Origin of the sequence: Chromobacterium sp. LK1 (assembly GCF_001043555.1) — a bacterium.
Classification (GTDB): domain Bacteria; phylum Pseudomonadota; class Gammaproteobacteria; order Burkholderiales; family Chromobacteriaceae; genus Chromobacterium; species Chromobacterium aquaticum.
This window is the reverse complement of record NZ_LDUI01000001.1, coordinates 53,386-79,870: the sequence shown is the minus strand read 5'-3', so window position 1 is coordinate 79,870 and position 26,485 is coordinate 53,386. Positions and strand designations below refer to the sequence as shown.

Sequence of the window (26,485 nt, the reverse complement as noted above, 5' to 3'; positions counted from 1 at the left end):
TCACTGTCGTTGATGCGCAGGGAAACCACCTCAAGGGCTAGACGTTGTAAATCATCATTGACACATGACGTCATGTGAACTAGACCTAAGATTAGGTGACGTCACCTGACGGGAGAAACTTATGAAACGCATCATCGATGGTAGAGCCTACAACACTGCTACAGCCATAGAAGTATTCTCCGAAGAGGAGTGCTACGGCTCAGGGGCATGGTGGGGACTATATCAAACTCGCTTTGGAGAGTTCTTCAAGGTCAAGTTCGACCATGGAGGTGAAGAAGTGCTTGAGTTTGGCCCCATAGCTGACACCGAGGCTCAAGAGTTGCTTGAAGAACATGCAAACCATCTCGTTGAGCAATATTTTGGTGAAATGCCTGAAGGTGGCATGGCAGAGCGCCGACTAACGATTCGTCTCCCTGGTAATCTCGTTGAACGAATGGAAGTATCTGCCACATGTTTGGGCCTTTCCTTAAATAGCTATGCGATGCGCTGCTTCGAGCAGTGTGTTTCGAAGGATGGGTTTCCTCCCATGCGAGCCTGAAATTACCGCAAAAATTTAAATGGGTATCTGAGACAAGAAGGACGCGGAGTGTCCCCCGTGGGGTGCAGAGAAGAGCCGACAAACCGAAAAAACCCCTGTAAGCGCTCTTGAAAACTCGTGGGTAGCCCCTTTGTACCCAAAGGCATACCAAATGCTATTCCCGGCCTTCCATGGGGCGGCAAGGCGTCTTTGAGGATGGCTCTTTGAGTACACCCTATGAGCCACAGGTCATGGCTAAGCCTGATTATGGATCAAAACTGTTGATTTAATTCTGAGCCATCGTTATCATGTGAGCCATAGTTTATGAGCCACACGGAAACATCATCATGACCCAGACCATCGCCTACCTTCGCGTCAGTACAGACGAGCAGGACACGGCAGCCCAGCGCAAAGCCATTGAAGACCGCTACAAGGTTGAGCGCTTCTATTCGGATGATGGTGTCTCTGGCGCGGTAAAGGCCATGCAGCGGCTCGAGTTCAAGGCATGCTTCGACTATGTACGGGAGGGTGATACGCTTGTGGTAGCTGCCATAGACCGCTTAGGGCGCGATACGATTGATATCCTGTCCACTGTCGAGGCTTTACAAGGTAAAGGCGTGTCTGTGGTATCCATGCGGGAAGGCTTCGACCTGTCAACGCCAATTGGCAAGGCCATGTTGACCATGCTGGCAGCAGTCGCGGAACTTGAACGGGGAAACATCAAGGCTAGGCAGATGGCAGGCATAGAGCGCGCCAAGGCTGAAGGCAAAGCACTAGGCCGGGTAAAGACAATTGATGATGCAGCAGTAAAAGCATGGCGGGCCGAGCATCAAGCCAGCATCAAAGCAACCGCCGAACACTTCGATATCTCCCCTGCCAGCGTGAAACGAGCGTGCGCGGCATAAGCTCACCCCTAAATCAGACTAACTATCTGTAAAACCATCACGAGTACATGGTAGACTTCACAGGTGTTCAACTGCTCGCCAGTGAGCTACAACCGCAGCAGAACCGCAATCGATAAGCCATTGATTTAACTTACAATTAATGTCGAACAGGACGAGTTCGAGTCTCTCCTTTCGCACCATTAAATCTGTTAAGCCTCAATAACTTACTGATTTCAAAGGCCATTTCAGGCCAACTGCTACAGTTGTGTGCTACACTTGGCCACATGCCAGACATGCTTAAGCATACCAATGTACTCCGCCGCACAGGCTCTTCAGTCTACTACTTCCGCATCACGATCCCTACTGATTTACGCCCCCATTTCAATGGCAAAAAAGACGTGTGGCGCTCACTGCAAACACGAGACCTCAGAGAGGCGAACCGCCTTGCCGCAAGAATACGCGTGGAGTGGGACGATCAGTTTGCCGAACTCCGCGCCAAGGACAAGGCCGCTGTAGTCGTCTCCCTCTCGGACGATGACATAAGCCCATCGTTCATATGCACCAATCTCGCATGATGACGTTCGATAGCGAGTTACGATCACAGGGCCTGGACAACGCGAAATATGAACAACTAGGAGACGATCTCTCCCGGCTGGATCAAGATGCACGTGCGGCCATCGCTCGAGGAGACACTTGGTCAGTTGGAAATGCCCTTGAAGACAGCCTCCGCTTTGAAGGCATCGAGCTGGATACAAGCTCTGTCGACTACAAGAGGCTCGTCTCAGCCGCATCCAAGGCATACAAACGCACCGTAGATGCCTTGAAAGCCCGCCACGAGGGCGAAGTAGTCGACGATGTGCCCATGCCCTCTTTGGCCCCTTTACAGGCTAGGGCGGCCATAGCCAGCAAGGGAGCGCCGACTCTAGTAGATATTCTCAACAAATACCAAACCGAGCGGAAGCTGAAAAGCAAATCATTTGACGACATGCTTCAAGTAGTTAACCGCTTTCATGATTGCATCGGCCCCCTACCAGTCAAGCAGATACTTAAAGCACATGGCCTCAAGTACAAGGAAGCCCTCTTGCAGAAAGGCCTCTCCGCCAAAACGATCAATTCCAAGCACCTGGCGTTCTTGAAAACGCTGCTGAATTGGGCTGCACAAAACGATTACATCGAACAAAACCCCATCGCCTCCGTCCGCGTCGTAGTCGGAAAAGTTCAAAAAGAGTCACGGACCTCCTATGACCTTAAGGCACTCCAAGCTATCTTCAACAGCCCGATCTACGCCACCGAAAATGCACGGCCTGTAGCTGGTAAGGGAGAAACAGCTTTCTGGCTGCCGCTGTTGGGCCTATTTACGGGAGCAAGGCTAGAAGAACTGGCTCAACTCAAAGTATCAGACATTGTGAAGGATAGCCAAGGGCGGCATATTCATATCACGGACAGAGATGATGAAGGTTCAGTGAAAACCAACGAGTCAAGGCGTCGAGTTCCTCTTCATTCGGAACTGGAACGAATGGGATTTGGCAATTACCTAGAGACACTGTCTCCCACTGGATACCTATTCCCAGAATTAACGCCCGACAAATATGGAAAGCGTTCATCCCTATGGTCACAGTGGTGGGGAAAGTGGTGTAGAAAGCAATTAGGAATTACAGACAAGCGCATGGTGTTTCACTCATTCCGGCATAGCTTCAAGGACATATGCAGAGAAGCTGAGGTAGATGAAGAAACACACGATGCCCTCACCGGCCACACTAACTCATCAACATCTAGGAGCTATGGGTCTGGAACCTACCCATTGAGTCCACTATTTGTTGCAATCGGCCAATTAAATTTCAAAAACATAGGACTATCACATATCTCTTGGCAAAGATCATACTGAGCACGATTGTGTTTCTCTGTTCAATAGCACAAAAACCAAAGACAGGCGCTGAAGTTACACCTCGTTAGGTAACATCAGCGCCTATCTTTTAAAGGAATTTACTTGAACCTAGAGCAAAGCTGCTCCGTGCTCACCTTGTAAGTTGCATTGAAAAATCACAGCGATCTTGCGTTTGATAAACCACTGTTTCACCGTGATAGTCTGCACGGGATTTATATACTTCTTTCCCGCATGCCAACAACTTGTATCCAGCCCCGCTAGATGGCTTGCCGCTTCTTGAAACCAAGGTAAAGTTGCCCCGATAGTTCCCGCTACCCACAACTTCTACAAAGCGCACTGCATTCACATCAATATCAAAAGGGGGTGATACAAATTGACTTCTTCCTTGGCCATCCGTCCGTCCCTGTAATGAAATCGCAGGAGCTTCGCCGCTGGACTTCGGATCATGGACCTGAAGTAGATAAGGAGTATCTTTTAGCACCCTCCCCGTCTCCGGGCTATGTAGCACAAAATAGCAGCCTTTATTTACACCTTGCTCGCCTTGCCCCACTTTCTCAATTGGCGATGAATGACACTGATAAGTCGCTTTCATCGCGACGCGGATCGCCTCAGGTTCAAGCGGCCTATTAACAGCGCAGCCTACCACTATTAACACAGCAGGAAAGACTCCAAAGCAGACAGCAATCTTCGAAAGATTAATCATAAACAAACAAACCCTATCGATTACAATATCGAAAACGAACTTATTTAACTACCGCCTAGCATAAGGCTATAGTATATTTTGAGTTATGCATATTGACACAGATTGATCGATGCCATCACCTATTATGCCTCATAAACTTATTGAGCTATCGGGCGAACTCGGATGGACTTAATCACGCTTTCATAGAGGCGTTGCATTTGTGTTGCATTTAAGGATGACTCCCCCGTAACACCGGCTACGCCTTCACCAGAGGTAAGCTGTATCGAGACTTTTGGATTGAGAGGATCATCAAATCCGCCCTGAGCTTCCCACATAAAACTGTGCGCAACACCCATGCCGTTGTCCGAGGGGAACTCATTTAGAGATTCCTCGCCTTGCATTCCGTTTACCGTTCTGGCTCCCTTCCTGATCACCTTTATCTTGCCAGGAAATCTCTCATCCAATTTCGCGGCCTTTTGTCTTTCCAGCAAGGATGGCTCTGGCTTTGACAGTGTGAAGCTGTCTATACTGAACCAAACATCCGGATTATTCTTCAAGGCAAAAGTGATTGAAGCCATTTCAAACTGTGGCGATTTTCCAGCATTGGCTACAAAGCCATTTTCAATGCAAAATCCTGCCTCTTTCGGGGCCTCACGATCCGAGCGATAGCGCACATTTTTCAGATAGCCATCAAACCTCTCCAATATTGAGTTAATTTTTCCGGGGCTGTAAGGTGCCTTTGAGGTGGTAAAAATCCACCCCTTATCTAACTTAAATGAGTCAATGCTGTACATCGGGCTACCAAATGCCACCTTATACCCTAGCAACAAATTGCCAGATGCAATTGAGCCGATCTCTTTTTCAAATTTAAATAGCCCAGAGGCAGACTTTCCATCCTTTAATTCACCAATTCTTTTTTCAATCACTCCCTTGTATTGACCCTCCCCTCCACGCACCGACTTGATAGATGCCCCTTGGTAATTATTACCCTGGCCTTTCAGTTCAGCTTCATAAGGAATATCAACCAAGTAACGACCAAAGCAGTAAGTTCTCATTTTGTCAAACATCTTATTCTCCGCAGCATAAAGAACAGGACTGGCCATCAATAGGGTAAGTAATAAAGCAAGTCGATTCATCGTGGCAGTCCTTTAGTACGCCTTGGGCGGCGGGGCTTGTTGAACGATTTTGGCAATACCATAGACTGTAGCTTGAATCGCATATTTGTTTTTGTAGCTCATTTGATGGTCGAACCCCGACATGCTAAATACTGCTTTGGGTGTCGGTTGCAGCTGGGCTAGCACTTTCCCAGAATCTAGAGGAACCGTGCCATCCCCTCCCTGGTCACGCTCATTGCTTAGTTTGAATTTAACTTTTGGCGAATATTCACCTTGATAAAGTGGAACGGTACTTTTCCCCGTCATGGTTCGCTGACTATCCTTTTGATAGATTAATGGCATGACATCGTCCCCTGGAATACGTCCTGAAGCCTGCCAATGGATATGGCCAAAAGTTCGGAACTTCTTTTCGTCAATGCCATAATAGCCGTATGTTTGTGGATGGGCGTAAAGACCGAGAACATTGTGAAAGTCTCTCGATTTATCTAAAGCATTTCGATGCGCCTCAAGCGGTGTGTTATCGGCTGTAGTTAACTTATTGGCGGGATCAATCAACTCAGGATCAAGCATACCCCACCAGCACTCATCCGTGGTCTTGCTGTAAATTTCCTCATAGGGATCAGCCTGCGGCAAGCTAAAAATCACATCGCTACCGCCTTTCTTAACAACTTTCAGCCAGCCCGGTGAGTAGTGCTTGGTCGGCAACAACTCCAACGGTCCAGGCGAACATGCCAGAGTCGGCGTAATGTCCCCAGCATTCCAACCAATGATGGCAGCCACGGCGGCGCCTTCAATATCTAAAAAGCCGCCTACCTCAGTCCCGGCGCGGAAACGGCGATAGACCACTGGCGCGCCTGCTACCGGCTGCACACCATGCACTACCCCCAATATCTTGTCAGGAGCCATCTGAGCTGCCCTACGTCCCACCAAGCCACCCATGGAATGGGTGACCAAAATAACTTTGCCATCGCAATCGAAATAGTTGGTATTTTTGTAATGCTCAATGATTTTATCAATCTTCTCGATCAGGGATTGCGCGGATTCTTCATTGCTTTGCAGCCAGTTGTAACCATGTGCCCATACCGGATAGTAATAATCATCCAACCGCAGTACTTCGTCTTGACTCAGTCCCTGTGGGGTCAAATTCCAAGCTTTTACCGCCTCCGCTGCGGCCTTGGCATAGTCCGGTTCCTTCTCAGAGCGAGGAGCAGTCTGCTTACCGCCATTGAGATAGGCCAGTAGACCAATTTCCGGCAACAGAAAATTACCACGCTCCTCAGGATGACCCGGGCTGCTGTACTGGTCATTGAGTATGACTTCCAAGCGCTGCAAAATGAAGTGGTAACTGTCGGCATGCAATGCGCCCCAGCCACGTCGCTTCGCCTCTTCGGTGCTGACCCAATGCAAATCATCCGGAACTTGGCAAGGGCCATCCGGGTTGACTTCGGTACTATTAGGGTCAAATAAAATTTGACGCTCCGCAGGCGATTGATTAGCTCCGTTAAGAGCCGCTCCTATACCGCCTAGCTTCCCATTAGGCGGAGCCCATGCTTTTATTTGCTTCTTATCCCGTAATCGTAAATTCGTTCCCATTATCCCCGGCACAAAAATCACCGGAATAACGGTATGCGGCGGTTTTACGCATAAAGCACACTGCTTGAAACTGTCCGGGCTTTTGACGGATTCAAAATATGGGTTGCCTTTCTTGTCGAATTGCAAGGATACGCGGCGGGTTGCGGTGCTTAATACATCGGCCATTATCCGTTCCGTTTCAGATGCATTTTCAGTTGATCAATGACCTTGCCGGTCAGCGTAGAGGTTGCGCCGCTGCCATCCGTGCTGCCTGAGCTTTCCAGCTTGTTCTGACCATTGCGGACTTCATGCTGTATCTGGGATTGCGCCTTGCCGGAGCGGCCTGCTATGCCAAACTGTTCATTCGTCTGAATGGCGCTTTGCGGCAGGTTGAGCATTTGCGGGCTGACACTGGCCGGTCCCGTCATTGCGTGGCTGGCGGCGTGCTGGGTATGCGTGGCCGATGTCTTCGTGGTGATCCCGCCCCCATACTCCGCGCCGGCATTCTGCGCGGTGATATTGACCTGAGGCCCTTCAATGCTGACAGCCTTCAAGCCCACCAGACGTAAGCGCTTGGCGGCGATAATTTCAATGTCGTCATCCTGCGCTTGGATGCGAATCGTGCCAGAGGCGGAGATGAGCTTCATGCCCAACTGCATCACGAAGATGGACAGGGACTGTCCCACGCGCATGCGCAGATGCTGGCCTATGCTCTGGTTGCTGTCCTTGGCGGCAATCAAGTCGTGTGTGCTGCCCGTCGCCATCGAGATGTTCGATTCGCTGGCCAGGGCAATGCCTTCCGGTGCGCCGAGGGCCAGAATGGCTTTGTGCCCACTCTTGGCTTCCTTGGCGGTATTGCTGCCACCTTCCCATTGTTTAACGTCTTGCGCCAGTTGCTCTTGCGGTTTGGTGTCGGTCTCATCCGCATGATGCACTTCCGCCTGCTTGGCGAGAGACTTCGCAATGGACAGCGCCATCTCCAACTGGCCGATCAACTCTTGTCGGTCCAGTTGATTGCCGCCAGCGCCTTCACGGCCATAGGCGCTGACCAGAACCCCTTGAGCGGCCCGGATCGCGCCTGACAAATCCGTTCGCAACTCGAAGCCGTTGCCGCGTGGCTCCGCTTTTCCGTCTTTGCGGGGATGCGTCAAAAAGCCCTGGTTCAACTGGGTCTTGCCCGGCTCACTGGAAAGCTTGGCGCGGACTTCTCCAGGCGTATCATCAAACAGCAGTTCGCTGTAGCCGCCGCCTTGATGCTCTTTCGACTTGATGCCGGAGAGGGCCTTGTTCGCAGGCAAAGCGCCTGCACCGCTAAAGTCCGGTGTGGCATGGCTGCCGTTATAGAGCACGCCAACAACGACAGGGCGGTCAATGTCTCCCTCCAGAAAATCCACCAAGACTTCCTGACCGATGCGGGGAATGAACTGATGCCCCCAAGCCGCCCCGGCGCTAGGCATCACCACTCGAATCCAACATGAAGACTTATCATCCATCGCCGCGCCGATGCCGGGATGCTCTTCAGGGCGCTGCCAATGGAATTGCACCTTGATGCGTCCAAACTGATCCGTATGCACCTCTTCGCCGGCCGGTCCCACCACGGTAGCGGTCTGGCTGCCCAAACTCGTTGGCTTGGCGTGCCGGGTATAGGCGTATGCCGGCGTTAGCGGAATGCCGCGCCGTTGAGCAGTAAAGGTGGTTTGGTAGGGCGCAGGTTCAGTCTGTTCTTTGCCCGTGGCGGTTTGAAGCAGCCGCTTCAGTCCTTGGGGAAGGTTGTTGTGAGCGATGAAGTTCTGTTTGGTCACCACGAATTCACGTTGCTCGCTGCTGTCCCCGTCATGGTTGGGATGATTGTCCAGACGGAACCATTCGCCAGGCAGCAGCCCTCTGACCGCGCCACCGCCACTGAACTGTTTGGCCTGTAAATCATGCGCCTGCTGCCGCAGCTGCGCGTAATGCCCAAATTGCTCCGCATCGCTCGCATAGTAAAGCGTCTGCGGTGCGTAATCCTGCAAGGTGGACTGTAAGGCCTTGCCGCTCTGCCCCTGATTGATTTGGCTTTCATCGCCCGTCATATTGCTGGTGACAGGCTGGTAGTCGAAGCTCGCCAGAGCGACATTGCCGGATACGATTTGCCGGGAAGACTCCCACGCGGTTAAGCCATCTTCTTCTTCCGTCGCATCGCTACGGTGAAAGCGCAGGCGCTCCATGCTGGCGGCGGGTAATCCAAACGGATCATCAAACAGGATCAGCTGTACTTGCGGGAGCTTGTCTTTCTCAGAATGGGCAAACCGCCAGCCGTAACCCTCTTCATGCATCAAGCGCACGATAAAGTCATAGTCGCTCTCGCGGTACTGTAGGCAGTAGCTGCGCGGCGAAGCCGGACCCACTTGGATGTCCAAAGTCTGAACCCGTGCGAACTGAGCATTATTCGCCTGATGCTCCGCCAGAATCTGCTTAATGATGTCCGGCACGGTCAAGTCCTGGAACACGCGTGAAGTCCGCCGATAGCGCAGCAGCGAAAAAGGAGCTTCCACCGTCAAACAGTACTGAGCAAAACCGCCATCCGCCCCCAGCTGCTTCACCTCCGACACCACCCCGCAGCGCACCAGCTCTTCCCCGGAGGCTGCGGCAATGCCTATCTTCGCGGCCACGCCTAGCAGAGACTTCAGTTCGATGGAGCCATTGGGAGACAGGCAGGTCAATTGATAGCGATAGCTCTCGGAAACGCCTTCCTCGCCTTCCAGAGTCTGAGGTAACAGGGTTTCAGCCGCGATGCTGCCATCCCCGAGGGACAGCGTGAGCAGACGATTGTTTTGCGTGAAGGCGCTGGAAAAACTGGCAAGCAGCTGACTGATATCCATAGAAATAGAATGTCCGCAAAGAAAAACCACTTACGCAAAGTGGCCTTGTGGTGTTGGTTCGCAATGGAGAGCGATAACATTCTATTTGGGTGAGCAGTGACGGAACAAGCGACCTAGGTCAAGGTTTGGCAAGGACCCATCCTAAAGAACAGGAGTAGCGCATTCTCAGCCTTGAAGAGGATGCTCCATGACATAACGCATATCGTCGTCAGCAAAAGAACAAGAGGGCAGTGGCCTCGCCTTTCCAAAACACGGTAAACGCAAGCCATGGCGGCACCATGGAAAACGCCCCCGAAGCGGTTCCGCTTCGAGGGCGTCAAGCCGGACTCCGGCTTCGCGGGCATCAGCCGTCGGATCAGCTCGTGGCGGCCGCCTGCTTGTCCATCATGATTTTCAGAATCTGCACATCGGTCTGCACCATGCCCTGGCTGGCCAGCTTGCCAAGATTGGCGATGGATGCGTCCAACTCGCATTCGACGATGCCGTCGCTGCCGGCCACGCACACCCCGTCCAAGGCCATCAGCACCGCCTTGTAGGCCGAGCCGGCCGAGGTGGACACCTTCATCGCGCAGCTATTGGACGCGCCATCGCAGATCATGCCGGCCAGATCGCCTATCATGCTCGAGATGGCCATGCCGGCCACCGCATAGCCGCCGCCCAATAGATGGGCCATGCCCGCCGCCGCGCCCATGGATGCGGTGGTGACCGCGCACAACGCGGACAGCTTGGGCAAGCGGGCGTGGATGTAGATCGCCATCAGGTGCGACAGCATCAGCGCCCGCGTCAGCGTTTCCCGGTCCGCGCCGACATGCTCGGCGACCACCACCACCGGCATGGTGGCGGCAATGCCCTGGTTGCCGGAACCGGAATTGCTCATCGCCGGCAGGGTGGCGCCGCCCATGCGGGCGTCGGACGCCGCCGTGGTGCGAGTGAGAATCCGGGTCAGCAGGTTGTCCGACAGCAAGCCCGCCCGCACCTGCTTCTGCAGCGTCGCGCCGATGTGCAGACCGTACTGGCCATCCATGCCTACCCGCGACAAGGCCTCGTTCAAGGTGGCCGCCTCGTGGATGAAGTCCATCATATCCAGCGGCGCCTGGGTGGCGAAGTCATAAATGTCCCGCGCTTTTGCGTCGGAAAAATCGTAGCCGATGCCGGCCTGGCCCGTGCTTTCCGGCTGAGCGCGGAACAGTGCCTCGCCATTGTGCTCGATCAGCACCACATGGGTGTGCGAGTCGGCGATGCAGACGCGGGCCTCCTCGCCGCCGGCGAACACCCGGGCTTCCGAGTACAGGATATTGGGCACCTCGGCGATGCTCAGCTGTACCCGGTGTTCGGCAAGCATGCGCTTGGCGGCGTCCACCACCTCCGCGCGCAAACCCTTGAGCACTTCCAGCTTGCCGTCCGGATCGCCGCCCAGCGCGCCCACCGCGGCGGCGATCTGCAGGCCGACGGTGCCGGTGCCTGGCACGGTCACGCCCATGCCGTTCTTCATCAAATTGGGTGATACCCGCGCCTCGATGCGCTCAGGTGCGCGGCCCAGCGTCTTGGCGGCGATGGCACAGGCCAGCGCCAGTGAAATCGGCTCGGTGCAGCCCAGCGCCGGCGCGACTTCAGCGCGTGCCGCCGTGACGAAACGCGGCCATAAATCGGTGTTGAGAGTCGATGCAGTCATGGTTGTTACACTTTCAAATCAAGTCAATGCCTTGCCGCTGCCCGCCAGGCGCGCAGCGGCTGAAATCAGGAGAAGGCCAGGAAAGGCGACACGCACAGCAGCAGGCCGGTGGCGATGATGATCTTGAGCGCGCCGCCCTTGTATTTGTGCAGGAAAGGCACCTGGTAAACCAGGTAGGCCGGAATCAAGCAACCCACCAGGCCGAAGACCGGGCTGCAGATCGAGGTGAAGCTCAGCACCGGCGCGTTCAACACGATGGCGCCCCAGGACAGCAGCACGGTGAACACCATGATGCCCTTGGCCACCCATTCGGGACGGATGCGCTCCTCCGGCATCACCCGGCGCAGCAGATTCATCGCCAGGCCCTGGCAGGCCTCGCGAAAGCCCAGATAGACGCCGAAATAGGCGGTCATCACCGCAAAAATGTTCAGGATCAGGCTGAACAGCTTGACCATGTCGCCCGGCATGCTGCTGGCCACCATGGCCAGGGCCGAGATGTTTTCATGCGAGGCCTTGACCGCCTGCTCATGCCCCATCGCCAAGGTAAAGGACACCGCATAGAAAAACACCGTGACGAAGAGGATGCCGAAGGCGATGTTCATCGCGCGCATCGCCTTGTACTGCGCCACCTTGCGCGACTTTTCCCGCGCGCGATAGGAAATCACCATCGGGCTCAGGCTCTGGATGAACAGAATGGAGGTCAGCGTGAACGGCAACATGATGATGGCGTCCTTGATCAGGCTGCCCACGGACGGGAAGGCGCCGACATTTACCAGCTTCCATTCGGACACCATGGCCAGGCCCAGCACCGCCACCACGCCCAGCTTGGTCAGCACCATGCCGGTGGAAATCTTGAACAACAGCTGCTCGCCGCGAGACGCCAGCGCCACCAGCAGGCAAATCAGCCCCAGGCCGTAAAAGGGATTGGCGGACAGCAAGGTATCGGTGACGCCGAAGCTGTGCAGGAAGGAGGCGCTGTCATTGGTGATGGCCGTCGAATACACGAATACCCAGATCACCAGCATGATGAAGTAGAGCGCGCCCAGCAAGATGCCCCAGTTCTTGCCCAAATAGCCGCTGATCACGCTGGGGTAGTCCTTGCACTCCGGCGACTCCGCCAAGGTATTGATGAACAGACGCTGGAACAGATACATCGCCGGGTAACCGATAATGGACGACAGCAGAAACACCCACAGCCCCATCAGCCCCACCTGCACCGGCAGGAAAACAATGCCGGCGCCTATCGCCATGCCTATGCTCATCACCACCCAACCGCGGTCGGTGCTATCGAAACGTATCGCCTCCCGCCATTCCGTCTCGCTCATTCCCGCGCGCTGGGCAGCGCTTGCCCTGGGCTTGACGCCCACCTGGCTGATGTCCATACTGAATGTTCCTTTAGTAGTTTCATGTACTGTTTCAAGCAATCCGGCGCCAACCGGGTGCTTGGTTTTCCCGGACGCGCTGCGCCAACAGCGCGGTACGGGAGCTACGGATGCACATCAAAAGCCGTCATTCACGGCACTGTTTCAGATAGCGGTAAAGCGTGGGCTCGGAAATCTCCAGCGCCTGCGCGGCCTTGCCGACGAATCCCCGGATAGAAAACAAGCCGCGTCGATTCAACTCCCTGATCACCTCCAGTTTCTCATCGCCGGACAAACGCGCCGGGTCCATCGGGTACTGTTCCAATACGTTTTGCATGATGCCCACGCCAACATCGTCTATTCCCAGCGACAGCGTTTCCTGGTGCGGATCGAGGGACAGCTCGGCCGGCAGCAGCGCCTGCACCGCCTCCAGCGCGCGCTGGTAGCGGCTATCGTCGGAATTGACGCAGAACATCGCCTGCACGCGGCCGGCATCGTCCTTGATCACCAGCGTGGACGAGCGCAGCGACACGCCGCCCCTGGTCTTGCTGTGGTAGTTCAAGCGGTAGTTCTCGCCGCCCTTGCCGGAACACTCCCGCGCCATGCTCAAGGCGAGATCCGTGGCCGGCGCGCCCACGCTGCGGCCGGACAAATGCCCGTTGCGGATGATTTTTAGCGAGGCGCTGGGATCGGAAAGATCATGCACCGCCACTTCGCTGTCCAGCCCCAACAGGGCCGACACAAAGTCGGCGAGCACTTCGGCGTCGAGATATAGTTTCATGGCGATGACAAAAAATTTATCACGGCGAGATTCTATCCATCACATTTCCGGCATGTCATGCGCAACCGCGCGCGCATTTGACGCGCGTCAAACTCGGCAAAACCGCTAGATCCCGCCCAGGCGGCGCCCAATGAAAAAACCCGCCGAAACGGCGGGTTCAAGATTGGGCCAGGCCTTGCTGGCTATTGTTTTACAAGGGCTCCTCGGCCAATAAGCGCCTGGCGAACACATCCACCGGCGTGTCCGGGATAAAATCCAGGCGCACCCGGCTTTCCACCGCGAAACCCAGCTTGCTCAATACCCGCGCCGATCCGGCATTGTCCGGATGCACCAGGCCCACCAGCCGGTCCAGGCCATGGACGTCGCGCGCCAAGCGCAGACAGGCGCGGCCGGACTCGGTGGCCAGGCCCAGGCCCCAATACTCCGGCAGAAAGCGATAGCCCAGCTCCACCGCGTCCACCGCCGCCATGTATTTCAGGCCGCTGAAGCCTATCACCTCGCCGCTGTCCTTCCACACGCAAGCCACTCGGCCGAAACCATGCCGCTCATAGTCCACCAACGGGCCGTCGCGCATCGCCTGCAAGGCTTGCTCGCGCGAGCCGAACGGCGTATTGCCCACATAGCGGATGGCCTCGGCCACGGTGCCGAGCCGGTAGAAGGCGTCCAGGTCATCCTCCTTGAAAGGCCGCAAAATCATGCGGCCGGTATCCACTGCTTGCATCGCTATCTCCCAGCTATTCGCAACATCATGACAATGGAAACAATCTGCCAGCAATAATCCATTTACGCCATATTTTTTGCATCGCAACAAAAACGCCAGTCAGCCGCGTCCGGCGGATCAACTGATATACTGTCGCTTTGATTTTCCCCGCCGCAGAACCCCGCCATGAACGATCTGTTTGCCAATGAACCGAAAAAACCGCTGGCTGAAGCGCTGCGTCCCGGCCGCCTCGACGAGGTGATCGGCCAGCGGCACCTGATCGGCCCCGGCAAGCCGCTGCGGCTGGCGGTGGAAGCGCGCACCCCGCACTCGATGATTCTGTGGGGCCCGCCCGGCGTAGGCAAAACCACGCTGGCGCGCATACTCGCCGCCAGTTTCGATGCCGAGTTCATCCCGCTGTCGGCGGTGTTCTCCGGCGTCAAGGACATCCGCGAAGCGGTGGAGCGCGCGCATGCCGCGCTGCAACGCTCCGGCCGCCACACCATTCTGTTCGTCGACGAGGTGCACCGCTTCAACAAGAGCCAGCAGGACGCCTTCCTGCCCTTCGTCGAATCCGGTCTGCTCACCTTCATCGGCGCCACCACGGAAAACCCCTCCTTCGAGGTCAACTCCGCGCTGTTGTCGCGCGCCCAGGTCTATGTGCTCAACAGCCTGGACGAGGAAGAACTGCGCCAGCTGTTCGAACGCGCCGCCGCCAACGGCGCGCTGGACGGGCTGAGCTTCGACGATGCCGCCATCGACACCCTGACCGGCTACGCCGATGGCGACGCCCGCCGTTTCCTCAACCTGTTGGAGCAGACCCGCACCGCCGCCTACGCGCGCAAGGCCGGCCAGATCGACCGCGACTTCCTGTCCGAGGTGCTGACCGTCAACGCGCGCCGCTTCGACAAGGGCGGCGACGATTTCTACGATCAGATCTCCGCGCTGCACAAATCGGTGCGCGGTTCCAATCCCGACGCGGCGCTGTATTGGCTGACGCGGATGCTGGACGGCGGCGCCGACGCGCGCTATCTGGCGCGCCGGCTGGTGCGCATGGCCTGGGAAGACATCGGCCTGGCCGATCCGCGCGCGATGCAGATCGCCAACGAGGCCGCCGCCACCTATGAGCGGCTGGGCAGCCCGGAGGGCGAACTTGCGCTGGCTCAAGCCGCGCTGTATTTGGCCGTGGCCGCCAAGAGCAATGCCGGTTACAAGGCGTATAATGAGGCCCGCGCCTTCATCAAGCAGGACAAATCCCGGCCGGTGCCGGTACACTTGCGCAATGCGCCCACTCGGCTGATGAAGGAATTGGGCTACGGCCACGAATACCGCTACGCCCATGACGAACCCCATGCCTACGCCGCCGGCGAGACCTATCTGCCGGAAGGAATCGAAGACATGCGCTGGTATCAGCCGACGCCGCGCGGACTGGAAAGCAAAATAAGGGACAAGCTGGATTTCCTGCGTCAACTCGACGACGACGCCCGGCAAGACTCCGAATAAGTGAAAGAAACAGGACCAACCTAACCATGCTCGACATCAATCTGCTTCGCAACGACATCGAAGCCGTCGCCGCCCGTCTGGCCGGCCGCGGCTATACCCTGGACACCGCCGCCTTCAATCAGCTGGAGTCCGACCGCAAATCCCTGCAAACCCGCATGCAGGAACTGCAAGCCAAGCGCAACGCCTCCTCCAAGCAGATCGGCGTGGCCAAGGGCAAGGGTGAAGACGTGTCAGCCATCCTGGCCGAAGTAGCGACGCTGGGCGATGAGCTGAAAGCCGCCGAGCAAGGTTTCGACGCGGTGCAAAAACAGCTGGACGCCTGGCTGATGTCCATCCCCAACCTGCCGCACGAATCGGTGCCGGTGGGCAAGGACGAAAACGACAATGTGGAAGTGCGCCGCGTCGGCGTGCCGCGCCAGTTCGACTTCGAAGTGAAGGATCACGTCGATGTCGGCGCGCCGCTGGGCCTGGATTTCGACACCGGCGCCAAGCTGTCCGGCGCGCGCTTCACCGTGCTCAAGGGCGATATCGCCCGCCTGCACCGCGCCATCGCCCAGTTCATGCTGAACACCCATACCGGCGATCACGGCTATGTCGAGCATTACACCCCCTACATCGTCAACGACAGCGCGCTGCTGGGCACCGGCCAACTGCCCAAGTTCGCCGAGGACATGTTCAAGGTGACCAAGGGCGGTGAAGAAGGCAATGTGGACCAGTACCTGATCTCCACCTCGGAAATCACCCTGACCAACACCGTCAGCAACAGCATCCTCAAGGCCGAGGAACTGCCGCTGAAACTGACCGCGCATTCGCCCTGCTTCCGCTCCGAAGCCGGCAGCTATGGTCGCGACACCCGCGGCATGATTCGCCAGCACCAGTTCGACAAGGTGGAAATGGTGCGCATCGAGAAGCCGGAAGACTCCTACGCCGCGCTGGAAGAAATGGTCGGCCACGCCGAGAACATCCTCAAGGCGCTGGAACTGCCCTACCGCGTGATCACGCTGTGCAGCGGCGACATGGGCTTCGGCGCCGCCAAGACTTACGATCTGGAAGTCTGGCTGCCGGCGCAGAACACCTATCGCGAAATCTCCAGCTGCTCCAACTGCGAGGCCTTCCAGTCGCGCCGCATGATGGCGCGCTACAAGGACGAGAGCGGCAAGAACCAGCTGGTGCACACATTGAACGGCTCCGGCCTGGCGGTGGGTCGCACCCTGGTGGCGGTGCTGGAAAACTACCAGAACGCCGACGGCAGCGTGACCATCCCGACCGTGCTGCGCCCCTACTTCGGCGGCCGCGACAAGATCGGCGGCTAAGGCCCCGGTTCAAGCTCCGCCGCTGGAAAGACAACGGCGCCCCTTATGGGCGCCGTTTTTCATGCCCGCGCCGCCAGCAGCGCTTCGAACTCGGCTCGCGGCAGCGGCTTGCTGAACAGATAACCCTGGCCCAGCCGGCAGCCCTGCCGCAGCAAGAACGCCCGCTGCGATTCCAACTCCACCCCCTCGGCCACCAGTTCCAGCCCCAGGCTGCGGCCTATGGAAATGATGGCGCTGGTGATGGCGGCGTCGTCCCCGTCCTGGTGCAGGTCCATGATGAAGGAGCGGTCTATCTTCAAGCCCTTGACCGGCAGCCGCTTCAGATAGGACAGCGAGGAATAGCCGGTGCCGAAATCGTCGATGGACAGATAAACGCCCAGCTCGCGCAAGCGCTGCAGCGCCTCCACCATGCCGCAGTCCTCGTCCATCGCGACGCTTTCGGTGATCTCCAGCTCCAGTTCGCCGCTATCCAGCCCATGCTGCAACAAGGTGCGCGCCACCGTGGCGGCGAAACCGCCGTACTTGAGCTGGCGGCCCGACACATTGACCGCGATGCGGCCGGGCTCCAGTCCCATGGCGCGCCATTGCGCCCAATCGCGGCAGGCGGTATCCAACACCCACTCGCCTATCGGCACCATCAACGAACTATCCTCGGCGATGGGAATGAATTTTCCCGGCACCATCAGCCCCAACTCCGGATGACGCCAGCGCAGCAAGGCCTCGGCGCCGACGATGCGCCGCGTGGCCAGCTCCACCTTGGGCTGATACCACACCTCCAGTTCCTCCTGGGCCAAGGCGCGGTGCAGGCTGTACTCCAGCTTCAGCCGCTCCATCGCCCGCGCGTTCATGTCAGCGGTGTAGAACTGGAAATTGTTCTTGCCGCGCTCCTTGGCCTGATACATCGCCGAATCCGAGTTGACCAGCAGCGCGTCCGCGCTGACGCCGTCTTCCGGGTACATGCTGATGCCTATGCTGGCCGAGATGAACAACTCGTGGCCGGTCAGGCCGGACTGCTCGGTCACGCCGTCCAATAATTGCTGCGCCAGCGCCGCCACCTGGGTGACGCGCTCCACCACCGGCAGCAGCAGGATGAATTCGTCGCCGGACAACCGCGCCACGGTGGAATGCTGCGGCGCGTATCTCAGCAGCACCGAGGCGATGCGCACCAGCAATTCGTCACCGGCATGATGCCCCAAGGTATCGTTGACCAGCTTGAAACGGTCCAGATCGACGAATAGCAGCGCGAATTGCGAACGCGCCGGCTGCGCGCGCTCTATCGCCTCCTGCAAGCGCTCCAGGAACAGCGTCCGGTTGGGCAAACCGGTCAAGGCGTCGTGATTGGCCAGGAAATGCAGCCTCTCCTCGGACTGCTTGCGCTGGGTGATGTCGGAAAACACCGCCACATAGTGCAGGCAAGCGCCGTCGGCATCGCGGATCGCGGTGATGCTCAAATGCTCGGTGTACAGCAAGCCGCCCTTGCGGCGGTTGACCACCTCGCCCTGCCACAGCCCGTTCTCCTTCAGGCTCTGCCACAGCTGGCGGTAAAAATCAGGCGACTGCTTGCCGGACTTGAGCAAGGCCGGCGTCTTGCCCAAGGCCTCCTCGCTGCCATAGCCGGTGATGCGGCTGAACGCCGGATTCACCATCTGGATCACACCGTTGCCATCGGTGATCAGAATGCCTTCCAGTGTCGATTCGAACACCTTGTCCGCCAGCAGCAGGCTGTGGCGCGAACGCAGCAGCGCGTCGTCGCGCTCGCGCAGCGCAGAATGCAGCTCATGCAGGAACTCCTGCTCCACCATCTGGATGATGTCGCAAAAACCCAGCAGCTGCAGCAGGCTGCCGTCGGCGTCGTAAACAGCCAGGTGGCGGATCTTGTGCTGCAGGATCAACTGCCGTGCTTGCAGCAGGCTGCTGCCGTCGCGCACGCCCAACAGCGGCCAGGAGCAGGCTTCGGCCAGCGTCGCCGGCGCCCGCCCTTCCGCCAACAGCCGCAGCAGGTCGCGCAGGGTCAGGATGCCGTAATCGCCGTTGTCGAAGCGCACCGCCAAGGCGGTGGCGCCCTGGCGCCGCATCATGGCCAGCGCCTGTTCCGGCGCCGCCTGCGCGCCCAGCAGACACAAGGGCGCCGCGCGGTCCGCCACCACCCGCCGCACGCCGAGAAACGCTTCACTGCCCTGGCTCAACACGATATCAGTCAGCGACACCACGCCGCAGATCTGGCCATCCTGCTCCACCAGCGCATGGCGGAGGTCGCGGTTACGGAACAAGGCCACCGCTTCGCTCACCGGCAAATCATGCGGCAGCACCACCAAGGGCGCATTCATCGCCTCGCCCACCGGCCGAGCGCCGGCCGCGCCGTCCAGCCGGTCCAGCGCCAGCGCATCGGCCTCGGTCCAAATGCCCAGCGGCCGTCCAGCCTCGTCCTGCACCACGATGGAGCCGCAGCCCGCCAATACCATGCGTCGCGCCGCCTCTGCCAGCGGCGTATCCGCCGCGCACGCCAGTATGTCCGGGGTAGATATCTCTTTTATGCACTGTTTCAAGTAATTCATTAACAATCCAACCCGGGCTCATCACGGAAAAATTCCAAATGGCATTATAACGATGCCAACCACTCTGATGTAATCGGATTGCAACAGCAGCGCGCCGGCGCGCCTCGCCGCCGATGGCTTGTCTTCTGCGCACCGGGCAAGCATCCTTTTTGCATACAGTAAATCGTCAAATACTCATATACATGATCTAGGACAAAGCCTTGGGGCGGTTTCTACTGCTAGGCTGTCAACAGGATCGGTGAGATCACCCTTGCCATAGCAATGACATAGGAATAGCGTGGCGCGTCATCCTCCTGGCGGTAGCGCCACGGCGAGGCGCGCAAGCTGTCCAACCACCCGCACGGCGGCATCGCGACGCCGGCACACAGCGACACAAACACCATGAACCCACAACGCATCCACCTATCGGTTCAGGGCCGGGTCCAGGGCGTCGGTTTCCGTCCCTTCATCTGGCGCACCGCCAGCGAGCATGGCCTGACCGGCTTCGTCCGCAATACCGGCGAAGGCGTCACGCTGGAACTACAGGGCCAGCCGCAAGCGCTGGACGCCTTCCGGCAAGCGCTGAAAACCCGGCTGCCGCCGCTGGCCCACATCGACGCGGTGCAAGAGTGCGAGTTGCCGGTGCTCGCGGATGAGCAACGCTTCCAGATCGAGGCAAGCAGCGGCGAAGTCACCCATGCCCGGCTGCCGGCGGATGTGGCCACCTGCCCGCAATGCGTGGAAGAGCTGTTCACTCCCGGCGACCGCCGCTACCGCTTCCCCTTCATCAACTGCACTGACTGCGGGCCGCGCTACACCGTCACCCACCGCCTGCCCTATGACCGCGCCAACACCAGCATGCTGGCCTTTCCCTTGTGTCCGCTGTGTCGTCAGGAATATCAGGACCCGAGCAGCCGCCGCTTTCACGCCGAGCCCACCGCCTGCCCGGTATGCGGGCCCAAACTGCAGCTGACCGACCGTTTCGGCCAAAGCCTGAACGGGGACCCGGTGATAGGCGCGGTGCAAATCCTCAATATGGGCCGCAGCATCGCGATGAAAGGCCTGGGCGGCTTCCACCTGGTCTGCGACGCCGCCAACCCCACCGCGGTGGCGCGGCTGCGCCATCTCAAGCATCGCCCCGGCAAACCGCTGGCCATCATGGCCTTGAACGTGGAATCCATCCGCGCGCTCTGCCATGTCAGCGACGAGGAGGCCGCCTGGCTGCAGCGACCGGAGCGTCCCATCGTATTGTTGAACAAAAAGCCGGAAGCCGACCAATTGCTGCCCGATGTCGCGCCCGGTCTGTCCGCGCTGGGCGTGATGCTGCCCTATACCCCGCTGCAATGGCTGCTGTTCCATGAAGCGCTGGGCCGCCCGGCCGGCACCGCCTGGCTGCGCCAGCCCTGCGCGCGGCTGTGGGTGATGAGCAGCGCCAACCTGTCCGGCGAGCCCATCGTCACCGGCAACCAGGAGGCGCGCGAGCGGCTGAACCAGGTGGCCGACGTCTTCCTGCTGCACAACCGCGCCATCGTCACCCGCTGCGACGACAGCGTGGTATCGCTGCAGCGCAGGCGGCCGCTGCTGTTCCGCCGCGCGCGCGGCTTCGTGCCGGACCCGGTGCCGCTGGCGCTGGACGGCCCGCCGGTGCTGGCGCTGGGCGCCTATATGAAGGCCACCGCCACCGTGCTGCGCGGCAAGGACGCCTTCGTGTCGCAATACATAGGCGCGCTCAACCACCCGCTGACCTGCGAAGCCTTGCAACAGGCGTCCGACCACCTGCTCGACCTCACCGGCGTCACCCCGCAGGCAGTGGCCTGCGACCTGGAAACCGGCACCTATTCCAGCCTGCTGGCCGAACATCTATCCAAGCAATGGAGCGTGCCGCTGATCCGGGTGCAACACCATCACGCCCACCTGGGCGCGGTGCTGGCTGAGCACGGCGTGGCCGAGCCAGCGCTGGGCCTGGCGCTGGACGGTTATGGCCTGGGTCACAACAACGGCGCCTGGGGCGGCGAAATGATGCTGGTGGACGGCGACGCCTGCCAGCGCATCGGCCACATCACCCCGCTGCCGCTGCCGGGCCAGGGCCGCAGCCGGCTGCAGCCATGGAAGCTGGCCATCGCGCTGTGGCAAACCCTGGGCCTGGGGCCGCTGCCGCCGCATCTGGCGGAGCAGGCGGGCGCGGCCATGCTGGAAAAACAGATCGCCATGCGCCGCGACTGCCAGGACAGCACCAGCCTGGGCCGCTGGTTCGGCGCCATCGCCGGCCTCACTCGCCAATGCGGGGTGGAAACCTTTGAAAGCGAAGCCGCGCAACGGCTGGAAGCGCTGGCGGAAGTCATGGAGCCGCTGGCCGACGGCTGGGCCACCCAGGCCAATCTGCTGGATTTGACGCCGCTGGCGCGCCACCTGTGCCTGCTGGACGACGACCACGTTATCGCCGGCCTGTGGCACGCCACGCTGGCGGCGGCGCTGGCGGATTGGGCGACCAAGGCCGCGCGCACCACCGGCACTCGTATCGTGGCGCTGGCCGGCGGCTGCTGCGGCAACCGCCAATTGATGGCGCAGCTGCTGCCGCGTCTGGAACAGGCCGGCTTGCGTCCGCTGACCGCGGAACAGCTGCCGCCCAATGACGGCGGCCTCAGCCTGGGACAGGCCTGGGTAGCGCGCCAGCGCCTGCTGCGCGACGCCTGAAATGAAAACGGCGCGCCGCCCGCAGGCGACGCGCCGTCTTCGGCACCGGAATCCCTAGATCAGGACGGCTGGCGCTCGCCCCACAGATCGTGCTCGCTGCAGTCGACGATCTTCACCGAATAGAATTCGCCGGCACGCATGTCGGCGGCGTCCTCGACGAACACCATGCCGTCGATCTCCGGCGCGTCCGCGTAGCTGCGGCAAATCGCCGTGCCTTCGTCGTCGATCTCGTCCACCAGCACTTGCATGGTCTGGCCGACGCGGCGCTCCAAACGGCGCGCGCTGATCTCTTCCTGCACCGCCATGAAACGCTCCTTGCGCGCTTCCTTCACCTCTTCCGGCACCGGATTCGGCAAGTCGTTGGCGGTGGCGCCCTCCACCGGCGAATAGGTGAAACAGCCGACGCGATCCAGCTCCGCCTCGCGGATGAAGCTCAGCAGTTCTTCGAAGTCTTCCTCGGTTTCGCCGGGGAAACCGACGATGAAGGTGGAACGGATCACCAACTCCGGGCAGATCTCGCGCCATTTCTTGATGCGCGCCAGCACATTGTCGCTATTGGCCGGACGCTTCATCAGCTTCAGCACCTTCTGGCTGGCGTGCTGGAACGGGATGTCCAGATAAGGCAGGATCTTACCGTCGCGCATCAGCGGAATCACTTCGTCCACATGCGGATACGGGTAGACGTAATGCAGGCGCACCCAGATGCCGTGACGTCCCAGTTCCTCGCACAGCTCGGTCATGCGGGTCTTCACCGGGCGGCCGTTGTGGAAGCCCAGCTTGTACTTGGTGTCCACGCCGTAAGCCGAGGTGTCCTGAGAAATCACCAGGATTTCCTTGACCCCGGCCTTGGCCAGGCTCTCCGCCTCGCGCAGCACGTCGTGAATCGGCCGGCTTTCCAGATCGCCGCGCATCGACGGAATGATGCAGAAGGTGCAGCGATGGTTGCAGCCCTCGGAAATCTTCAGATACGCGTAATGCTTGGGCGTCAGCCGCACGCCGATATCCGGCACCAGGTCGACGAAGGGATCGTGCGGCTTGGGCAGGTGGGCATGCACCGCGCTCATCACCTCGTCGGTGGCGTGCGGGCCGGTCACGGCCAAGACCGACGGATGCGCGTCGCGCACCACATCGCCCTTGGCCCCCAGACAGCCGGTGACGATCACTTTGCCGTTCTCGTTCAAGGCTTCGCCGATCGCGTCCAGCGATTCGGCCACGGCGGAATCAATGAAGCCGCAGGTGTTGACCACCACCAGGTCGGCGCCGGCGTAGCTGCCGGAAATATCGTAGCCTTCGGCGCGAAGGCGGGTCAGGATCTGCTCCGAGTCGCTGGAGGCTTTGGGACAGCCCAGCGACACGAAGCCGATACTTGGAATCTTGTCTGCCATGATGATGGCCTTGCTGAAGAAAAACGCGAGAGTATACAACGATTTGACAGGCGATGCGCAGCGTTGCGAGGGGTTTGGGCCATGGGCTCGCCGATTCGTTTTCACTGGCTCCCGCGGTGGGCTGGATGCGGATCAGCGCAGCTCCTCTTTCAGACCTCACTTGATAGTAAAATCCGACGCCTCCATATAGGCCTGAGAACCTGTTCAAAGTCCCGCCAGCTAGAGCGAAACCAGGCGAAAACAGCTGAGAAAGCGGAATCTACTCGTGGTGCATGGACATTTCGAAGGTGTACTCACCGTGTCGCGCTCCACTACGCGCGGCAGACTTAGAACAGGCTCTGAGCCGTCAACCCCTCACACAATACCGCTATGAAAACTCTTGTCTCACGCATGGAATCCCTGATCTTCGCCAGCCGCTGGCTGCAAGCGCCCTTATACCTGGGCCTGATCGTCGCCCAGGGCGTCTATGTCTATAAATTCCTGGTGGAGCTGATCCATCTGGTCGCCGACGCCTCCAGCATGACGGAAACCCAGATCATGCTGATCGTGCTGGGCCTGATCGACGTGGTGATGATCGCCAATCTGCTGATCATGGTGGTGGTGGGCGGCTACGAGACCTTCGTCTCCAAGATCGACAGCCTGAATACACACGAGGACAGGCCGGAATGGTTGTCCCATGTCAACGCCGGCGTGCTGAAGACCAAGCTGTCGCTGGCGCTGATCAGCATTTCCTCCATCCATCTGCTGAAAACCTTCATCAGCGCGTCCAATCTGGGCAGCCCCGGCAATCCGCTCACCGAACAGGGCGTGATGTGGCAGGTGGTGATCCATTGCACCTTCCTGCTGTCCGCGCTGGTGATGGCCTGGACCGACAAGCTGATGCAAAGCAAGCACTGAGCGGCGGCCCGGCTCAGCGCATGCGCTCGGCGCAGTAGAAAGCGCCGGGCACCGGGCAGCCGGCCTCTTCCCGCAACATCATGTCCCGCCTTTCCTCCAGCCGCAGCCCATAGTCCGCCAAGCAGGCCTCCACCCAGTCCGGATCGTGCAGATAGCGTCCGCAGGGCTGCAGCCGATGACCATCAGGCAAGGGCTGCAGCGCGCGCTCGATGCTGAACAGCAGCAGGCCGCCCGGCTTGAGCGCGCGCGCCATCCTACCCAGAGCAAGGCGCAGATCGCCAAAATAGCTGAGCGTGTCCAGGCAGCAGATCAGATCACAGGGCGGCGGGGCCGCCATCAGGAATTCGATGATGTCGCCTTGGGTCAAGGCGTCGTACACGCCTTTGTCCGCGGCGCGCGCCAGCATCTCGCCGCTGAGATCCACCCCGAGCAAGCGCTGCGCGTACGGCCGCAACGCCGCGCCGGCCAGGCCGGTGCCGCAGCCCAGGTCTAACACCTCCAGCGCGGATGCCGGCAGCGCCAGCCGCCGCAGGCATTGCGCCAGCCATTGCGGCCCCTGGTAGCGCAAGTCGGCCAGGCTTGCGTCGAAGGTCGCGGCATTGGCATCGAAAGTCTGTTGGATGAAGGCTGGGCTGCACTGCGGCGGAGGCGGCGCGCCACCGCAGGCGGCCAGCAGATGCAAGGCCACCGCATCATCCGGCGCCTGCGCCAGCCAGCCATGCAACAGCGCCAACGCGGCGTCGTGCTGGCCCAGTTCGCAATAGGCCTCGATACGCGCGATCGGTCCATGCGCGGCGGGCTGGGCCACGATGCCCGCAGCATTGTGCCGCCGCGCCTCGGCATGGCGCTCCTGGCGCAGGCACAGTCCGGCCAGCAGAAAATGGGCATCGGCGCAGCCGGCATCCAGCGCCAGCGCCTGCCGGCAGCAATGCTCCGCCGCCGCGAGGTCTCCATCCTGCTCACTGGAGGCGGCAAGATTGGTCCAATACATCAACTGGCCGGCATCCAGCGCCACCGCGGCGGCAAAAGCCTGCCGCGCCCGGCCGGCGCGGCCCTGGCGCGCCAGCGCCATGCCCAGGTTGAAATGCCAGTCCGCATGCCCCGCCTCGGCGGCGATCGCCGCCTGCAGCCAGGTTTCAGCCTCCTCCGGCCGCTGCGTCTGCAATAACAGAAAGGCCAGCAAGGCCTGAGCCAGGGCGCAATCCGGCCAATCCCGCAGGCAGGCACGGTAGCGGCGTTCTGCTTCGGCCCAGTCGCCGTCAAGATGGCAGCGCTGCGCTTGTCGCAGGCTGAGGCTCAGTTCCGTGGCGGACATGGGAAAACAGGAAAGAAAAAAGATGGGATGGCGCCCGCAAAGGGCATCACGGCGTCGCGAACGGCGGCGCCGGGAATCAAACCGAAAAGAATCGGCATGGCGGGCTCCCGGACGGCGCATGGACGCGGAGCAAGCGCCGCGTCCGCTGGCCGCAGGCGTTTACGACTTGTCCTTGTCGTCTTCGCCGCCCGGCTTGTAGCCGGGGAAACCGAAACCACCGAACAACTGCTTGGTCTGTTCCTGCATCCGGTTCTGCATGTCCAGGAACATGCTGGTGCTCTGCTCCATGTAGTTGGCCATCATGTTCTGCACCGCCGGACCTTGGAACTTCATGAACTCGCCCCATAGATTGGAGTTCAACATGGCGTTGTCGCCGTAGATCGCGCGGGTCTGCTCCTGCATTTTCTGTTGCAGTTGGGCAAACAGTTGCAGATTGTTCTCCAGAAACGGTCCCATCATGCCCTGCATGGCCTGGCCGTAGGAGCGGATGAACTGAGTCAGCACTTCATAGCTGAACATCGGCATCCCACCGTTCTCTTCCTCCAGAATGATTTGCAGCAACACGCTGCGGGTGATGTCCTCCTGGCTCTTGGCGTCCACCACCTGGATATCAACATTATCCAGTACCAGTTGCTTCACATCCCCCAAGGTGATGTAGGAACTGGTGGCGGTATCGTACAGCCGGCGGTTCGGGTATTTTTTGATGACCCGCTTCTCAACACTCATGTAACGCTCCCGGTTTATTTTGTTACGGTGCCGTGTGCCCGCAATTTATCATAAATACAACACGCTAGAGTAAATCTTCAGTCAATGC

At 59.2% G+C, this 26,485-nt stretch carries 20 protein-coding genes; 8 read left to right on the top strand and 12 right to left on the bottom strand.

Annotated features, from left to right (window positions below):
- Window positions 1–121: 121 nt before the first annotated feature.
- The 4 genes from VI26_RS24155 (at window position 122) to VI26_RS23480 (ending at window position 3,286) form a co-directional block, all read left to right on the top strand.
- Entirely contained in the window at window positions 122–538 is a 417-nt protein-coding gene (locus tag VI26_RS24155) for a hypothetical protein (protein WP_156183683.1), read from the top strand.
- Window positions 539–864: 326 nt separating this feature from the next.
- Window positions 865–1,422, top strand: coding sequence for a recombinase family protein (locus tag VI26_RS00340; protein WP_048407755.1), 558 nt, complete (start codon window positions 865–867; stop codon window positions 1,420–1,422).
- A 263-nt stretch (window positions 1,423–1,685) separates the two neighbouring features.
- Entirely contained in the window at window positions 1,686–1,976 is a 291-nt protein-coding gene (locus tag VI26_RS25275; RefSeq protein WP_369799170.1) for a DUF6538 domain-containing protein, read from the top strand.
- Window positions 1,973–3,286 (top strand): site-specific integrase, encoded by a 1,314-nt coding sequence (locus tag VI26_RS23480; protein ID WP_197081326.1) that lies wholly within the window; start codon window positions 1,973–1,975, stop codon window positions 3,284–3,286. The genes VI26_RS25275 and VI26_RS23480 overlap by 4 nt, the downstream gene beginning before the upstream one ends.
- A 130-nt stretch (window positions 3,287–3,416) precedes the next feature.
- On the opposite strand, the gene VI26_RS24150 is transcribed toward VI26_RS23480, so the two are convergent.
- The 8 genes from VI26_RS24150 to VI26_RS00295 form a co-directional block, all read right to left on the bottom strand.
- Window positions 3,417–3,989, bottom strand: coding sequence for a hypothetical protein (locus VI26_RS24150; RefSeq protein WP_156183682.1), 573 nt, complete (start codon window positions 3,987–3,989; stop codon window positions 3,417–3,419).
- A gap of 137 nt (window positions 3,990–4,126) precedes the next feature.
- On the bottom strand, window positions 4,127–5,104 hold the full coding sequence (locus VI26_RS24145; RefSeq protein ID WP_156183681.1) for a T6SS immunity protein Tli4 family protein: 978 nt from the start codon (window positions 5,102–5,104) through the stop codon (window positions 4,127–4,129).
- 12 nt (window positions 5,105–5,116) lie between these two features.
- The gene (locus VI26_RS23475) at window positions 5,117–6,841 is read right to left on the bottom strand and encodes a triacylglycerol lipase (RefSeq protein WP_082150792.1); all 1,725 of its coding nucleotides are present in this window, start codon (window positions 6,839–6,841) and stop codon (window positions 5,117–5,119) included.
- Window positions 6,841–9,516: a type VI secretion system Vgr family protein gene (locus VI26_RS00320; RefSeq protein WP_082150791.1), complete on the bottom strand. Its 2,676-nt coding sequence runs from the start codon at window positions 9,514–9,516 to the stop codon at window positions 6,841–6,843. Before VI26_RS00320 ends, VI26_RS23475 begins: the two co-directional genes overlap by 1 nt.
- 355 nt (window positions 9,517–9,871) lie before the next feature.
- Window positions 9,872–11,188, bottom strand: a complete 1,317-nt coding sequence (locus tag VI26_RS00310; RefSeq protein ID WP_048407750.1) for a serine dehydratase subunit alpha family protein — start codon at window positions 11,186–11,188, stop codon at window positions 9,872–9,874.
- 65 nt (window positions 11,189–11,253) lie between these two features.
- A complete protein-coding gene (locus tag VI26_RS00305; protein WP_197081325.1) occupies window positions 11,254–12,570 on the bottom strand; it encodes an amino acid permease in 1,317 nt (438 codons plus the stop codon).
- A gap of 127 nt (window positions 12,571–12,697) precedes the next feature.
- A complete protein-coding gene (locus tag VI26_RS00300) occupies window positions 12,698–13,330 on the bottom strand; it encodes a transcriptional regulator (RefSeq protein WP_048407749.1) in 633 nt (210 codons plus the stop codon).
- A 190-nt stretch (window positions 13,331–13,520) separates the two neighbouring features.
- Complete coding sequence (locus tag VI26_RS00295; protein WP_053074149.1) at window positions 13,521–14,051, bottom strand: GNAT family N-acetyltransferase; 531 nt, start codon at window positions 14,049–14,051, stop codon at window positions 13,521–13,523.
- Between the two features lie 165 nt (window positions 14,052–14,216).
- Here VI26_RS00295 and VI26_RS00290 point away from each other — a divergent pair, with 165 nt between their 5' ends.
- Window positions 14,217–15,533, top strand: coding sequence for a replication-associated recombination protein A (locus VI26_RS00290; protein WP_048407748.1), 1,317 nt, complete (start codon window positions 14,217–14,219; stop codon window positions 15,531–15,533).
- Between the two features lie 26 nt (window positions 15,534–15,559).
- The gene (gene serS / locus VI26_RS00285) at window positions 15,560–16,846 is read left to right on the top strand and encodes a serine--tRNA ligase (protein WP_048407747.1); all 1,287 of its coding nucleotides are present in this window, start codon (window positions 15,560–15,562) and stop codon (window positions 16,844–16,846) included.
- 59 nt (window positions 16,847–16,905) lie between these two features.
- Here the strand turns inward: serS and VI26_RS00280 are convergent, their stop codons facing one another.
- Window positions 16,906–19,401: an EAL domain-containing protein gene (locus VI26_RS00280; RefSeq protein WP_048407746.1), complete on the bottom strand. Its 2,496-nt coding sequence runs from the start codon at window positions 19,399–19,401 to the stop codon at window positions 16,906–16,908.
- Window positions 19,402–19,782: 381 nt separating this feature from the next.
- Here VI26_RS00280 and hypF point away from each other — a divergent pair, with 381 nt between their 5' ends.
- On the top strand, window positions 19,783–22,074 hold the full coding sequence (hypF, locus tag VI26_RS00275) for a carbamoyltransferase HypF (RefSeq protein ID WP_053074148.1): 2,292 nt from the start codon (window positions 19,783–19,785) through the stop codon (window positions 22,072–22,074).
- Between the two features lie 59 nt (window positions 22,075–22,133).
- Here hypF and rimO read toward each other — a convergent pair whose 3' ends face one another.
- Window positions 22,134–23,459 carry a 30S ribosomal protein S12 methylthiotransferase RimO gene (rimO, locus tag VI26_RS00270; protein WP_048407902.1) on the bottom strand — a complete coding sequence of 442 codons (1,326 nt, stop codon included), beginning with the start codon at window positions 23,457–23,459 and terminating at the stop codon, window positions 22,134–22,136.
- Between the two features lie 390 nt (window positions 23,460–23,849).
- Here rimO and VI26_RS00265 point away from each other — a divergent pair, with 390 nt between their 5' ends.
- Complete coding sequence (locus VI26_RS00265; RefSeq protein WP_231580931.1) at window positions 23,850–24,356, top strand: TIGR00645 family protein; 507 nt, start codon at window positions 23,850–23,852, stop codon at window positions 24,354–24,356.
- 13 nt (window positions 24,357–24,369) lie between these two features.
- On the opposite strand, the gene VI26_RS00260 is transcribed toward VI26_RS00265, so the two are convergent.
- A complete protein-coding gene (locus VI26_RS00260) occupies window positions 24,370–25,671 on the bottom strand; it encodes a tetratricopeptide repeat protein (RefSeq protein WP_053074147.1) in 1,302 nt (433 codons plus the stop codon).
- Between the two features lie 159 nt (window positions 25,672–25,830).
- Window positions 25,831–26,397 (bottom strand): polyhydroxyalkanoate synthesis repressor PhaR, encoded by a 567-nt coding sequence (gene phaR, locus VI26_RS00255; protein WP_048407744.1) that lies wholly within the window; start codon window positions 26,395–26,397, stop codon window positions 25,831–25,833.
- Window positions 26,398–26,485 lie beyond the last annotated feature (88 nt).

What these genes read in the sequence shown, in the direction of transcription:
- VI26_RS24155 (WP_156183683.1), top strand. Translation starts at nt 122, where the DNA reads ATGAAACGCATCATCGATGGTAGAGCCTACAACACTGCTACAGCCATA.
- VI26_RS00340 (WP_048407755.1), top strand. Translation starts at nt 865, where the DNA reads ATGACCCAGACCATCGCCTACCTTCGCGTCAGTACAGACGAGCAGGAC.
- VI26_RS25275 (WP_369799170.1), top strand. Translation starts at nt 1,686, where the DNA reads ATGCCAGACATGCTTAAGCATACCAATGTACTCCGCCGCACAGGCTCT.
- VI26_RS23480 (WP_197081326.1), top strand. Translation starts at nt 1,973, where the DNA reads ATGATGACGTTCGATAGCGAGTTACGATCACAGGGCCTGGACAACGCG.
- VI26_RS24150 (WP_156183682.1), bottom strand. Translation starts at nt 3,989, where the DNA reads ATGATTAATCTTTCGAAGATTGCTGTCTGCTTTGGAGTCTTTCCTGCT.
- VI26_RS24145 (WP_156183681.1), bottom strand. Translation starts at nt 5,104, where the DNA reads ATGAATCGACTTGCTTTATTACTTACCCTATTGATGGCCAGTCCTGTT.
- VI26_RS23475 (WP_082150792.1), bottom strand. Translation starts at nt 6,841, where the DNA reads ATGGCCGATGTATTAAGCACCGCAACCCGCCGCGTATCCTTGCAATTC.
- VI26_RS00320 (WP_082150791.1), bottom strand. Translation starts at nt 9,516, where the DNA reads ATGGATATCAGTCAGCTGCTTGCCAGTTTTTCCAGCGCCTTCACGCAA.
- VI26_RS00310 (WP_048407750.1), bottom strand. Translation starts at nt 11,188, where the DNA reads ATGACTGCATCGACTCTCAACACCGATTTATGGCCGCGTTTCGTCACG.
- VI26_RS00305 (WP_197081325.1), bottom strand. Translation starts at nt 12,570, where the DNA reads ATGGACATCAGCCAGGTGGGCGTCAAGCCCAGGGCAAGCGCTGCCCAG.
- VI26_RS00300 (WP_048407749.1), bottom strand. Translation starts at nt 13,330, where the DNA reads ATGAAACTATATCTCGACGCCGAAGTGCTCGCCGACTTTGTGTCGGCC.
- VI26_RS00295 (WP_053074149.1), bottom strand. Translation starts at nt 14,051, where the DNA reads ATGCAAGCAGTGGATACCGGCCGCATGATTTTGCGGCCTTTCAAGGAG.
- VI26_RS00290 (WP_048407748.1), top strand. Translation starts at nt 14,217, where the DNA reads ATGAACGATCTGTTTGCCAATGAACCGAAAAAACCGCTGGCTGAAGCG.
- serS (WP_048407747.1), top strand. Translation starts at nt 15,560, where the DNA reads ATGCTCGACATCAATCTGCTTCGCAACGACATCGAAGCCGTCGCCGCC.
- VI26_RS00280 (WP_048407746.1), bottom strand. Translation starts at nt 19,401, where the DNA reads ATGAATTACTTGAAACAGTGCATAAAAGAGATATCTACCCCGGACATA.
- hypF (WP_053074148.1), top strand. Translation starts at nt 19,783, where the DNA reads ATGAACCCACAACGCATCCACCTATCGGTTCAGGGCCGGGTCCAGGGC.
- rimO (WP_048407902.1), bottom strand. Translation starts at nt 23,459, where the DNA reads ATGGCAGACAAGATTCCAAGTATCGGCTTCGTGTCGCTGGGCTGTCCC.
- VI26_RS00265 (WP_231580931.1), top strand. Translation starts at nt 23,850, where the DNA reads ATGGAATCCCTGATCTTCGCCAGCCGCTGGCTGCAAGCGCCCTTATAC.
- VI26_RS00260 (WP_053074147.1), bottom strand. Translation starts at nt 25,671, where the DNA reads ATGTCCGCCACGGAACTGAGCCTCAGCCTGCGACAAGCGCAGCGCTGC.
- phaR (WP_048407744.1), bottom strand. Translation starts at nt 26,397, where the DNA reads ATGAGTGTTGAGAAGCGGGTCATCAAAAAATACCCGAACCGCCGGCTG.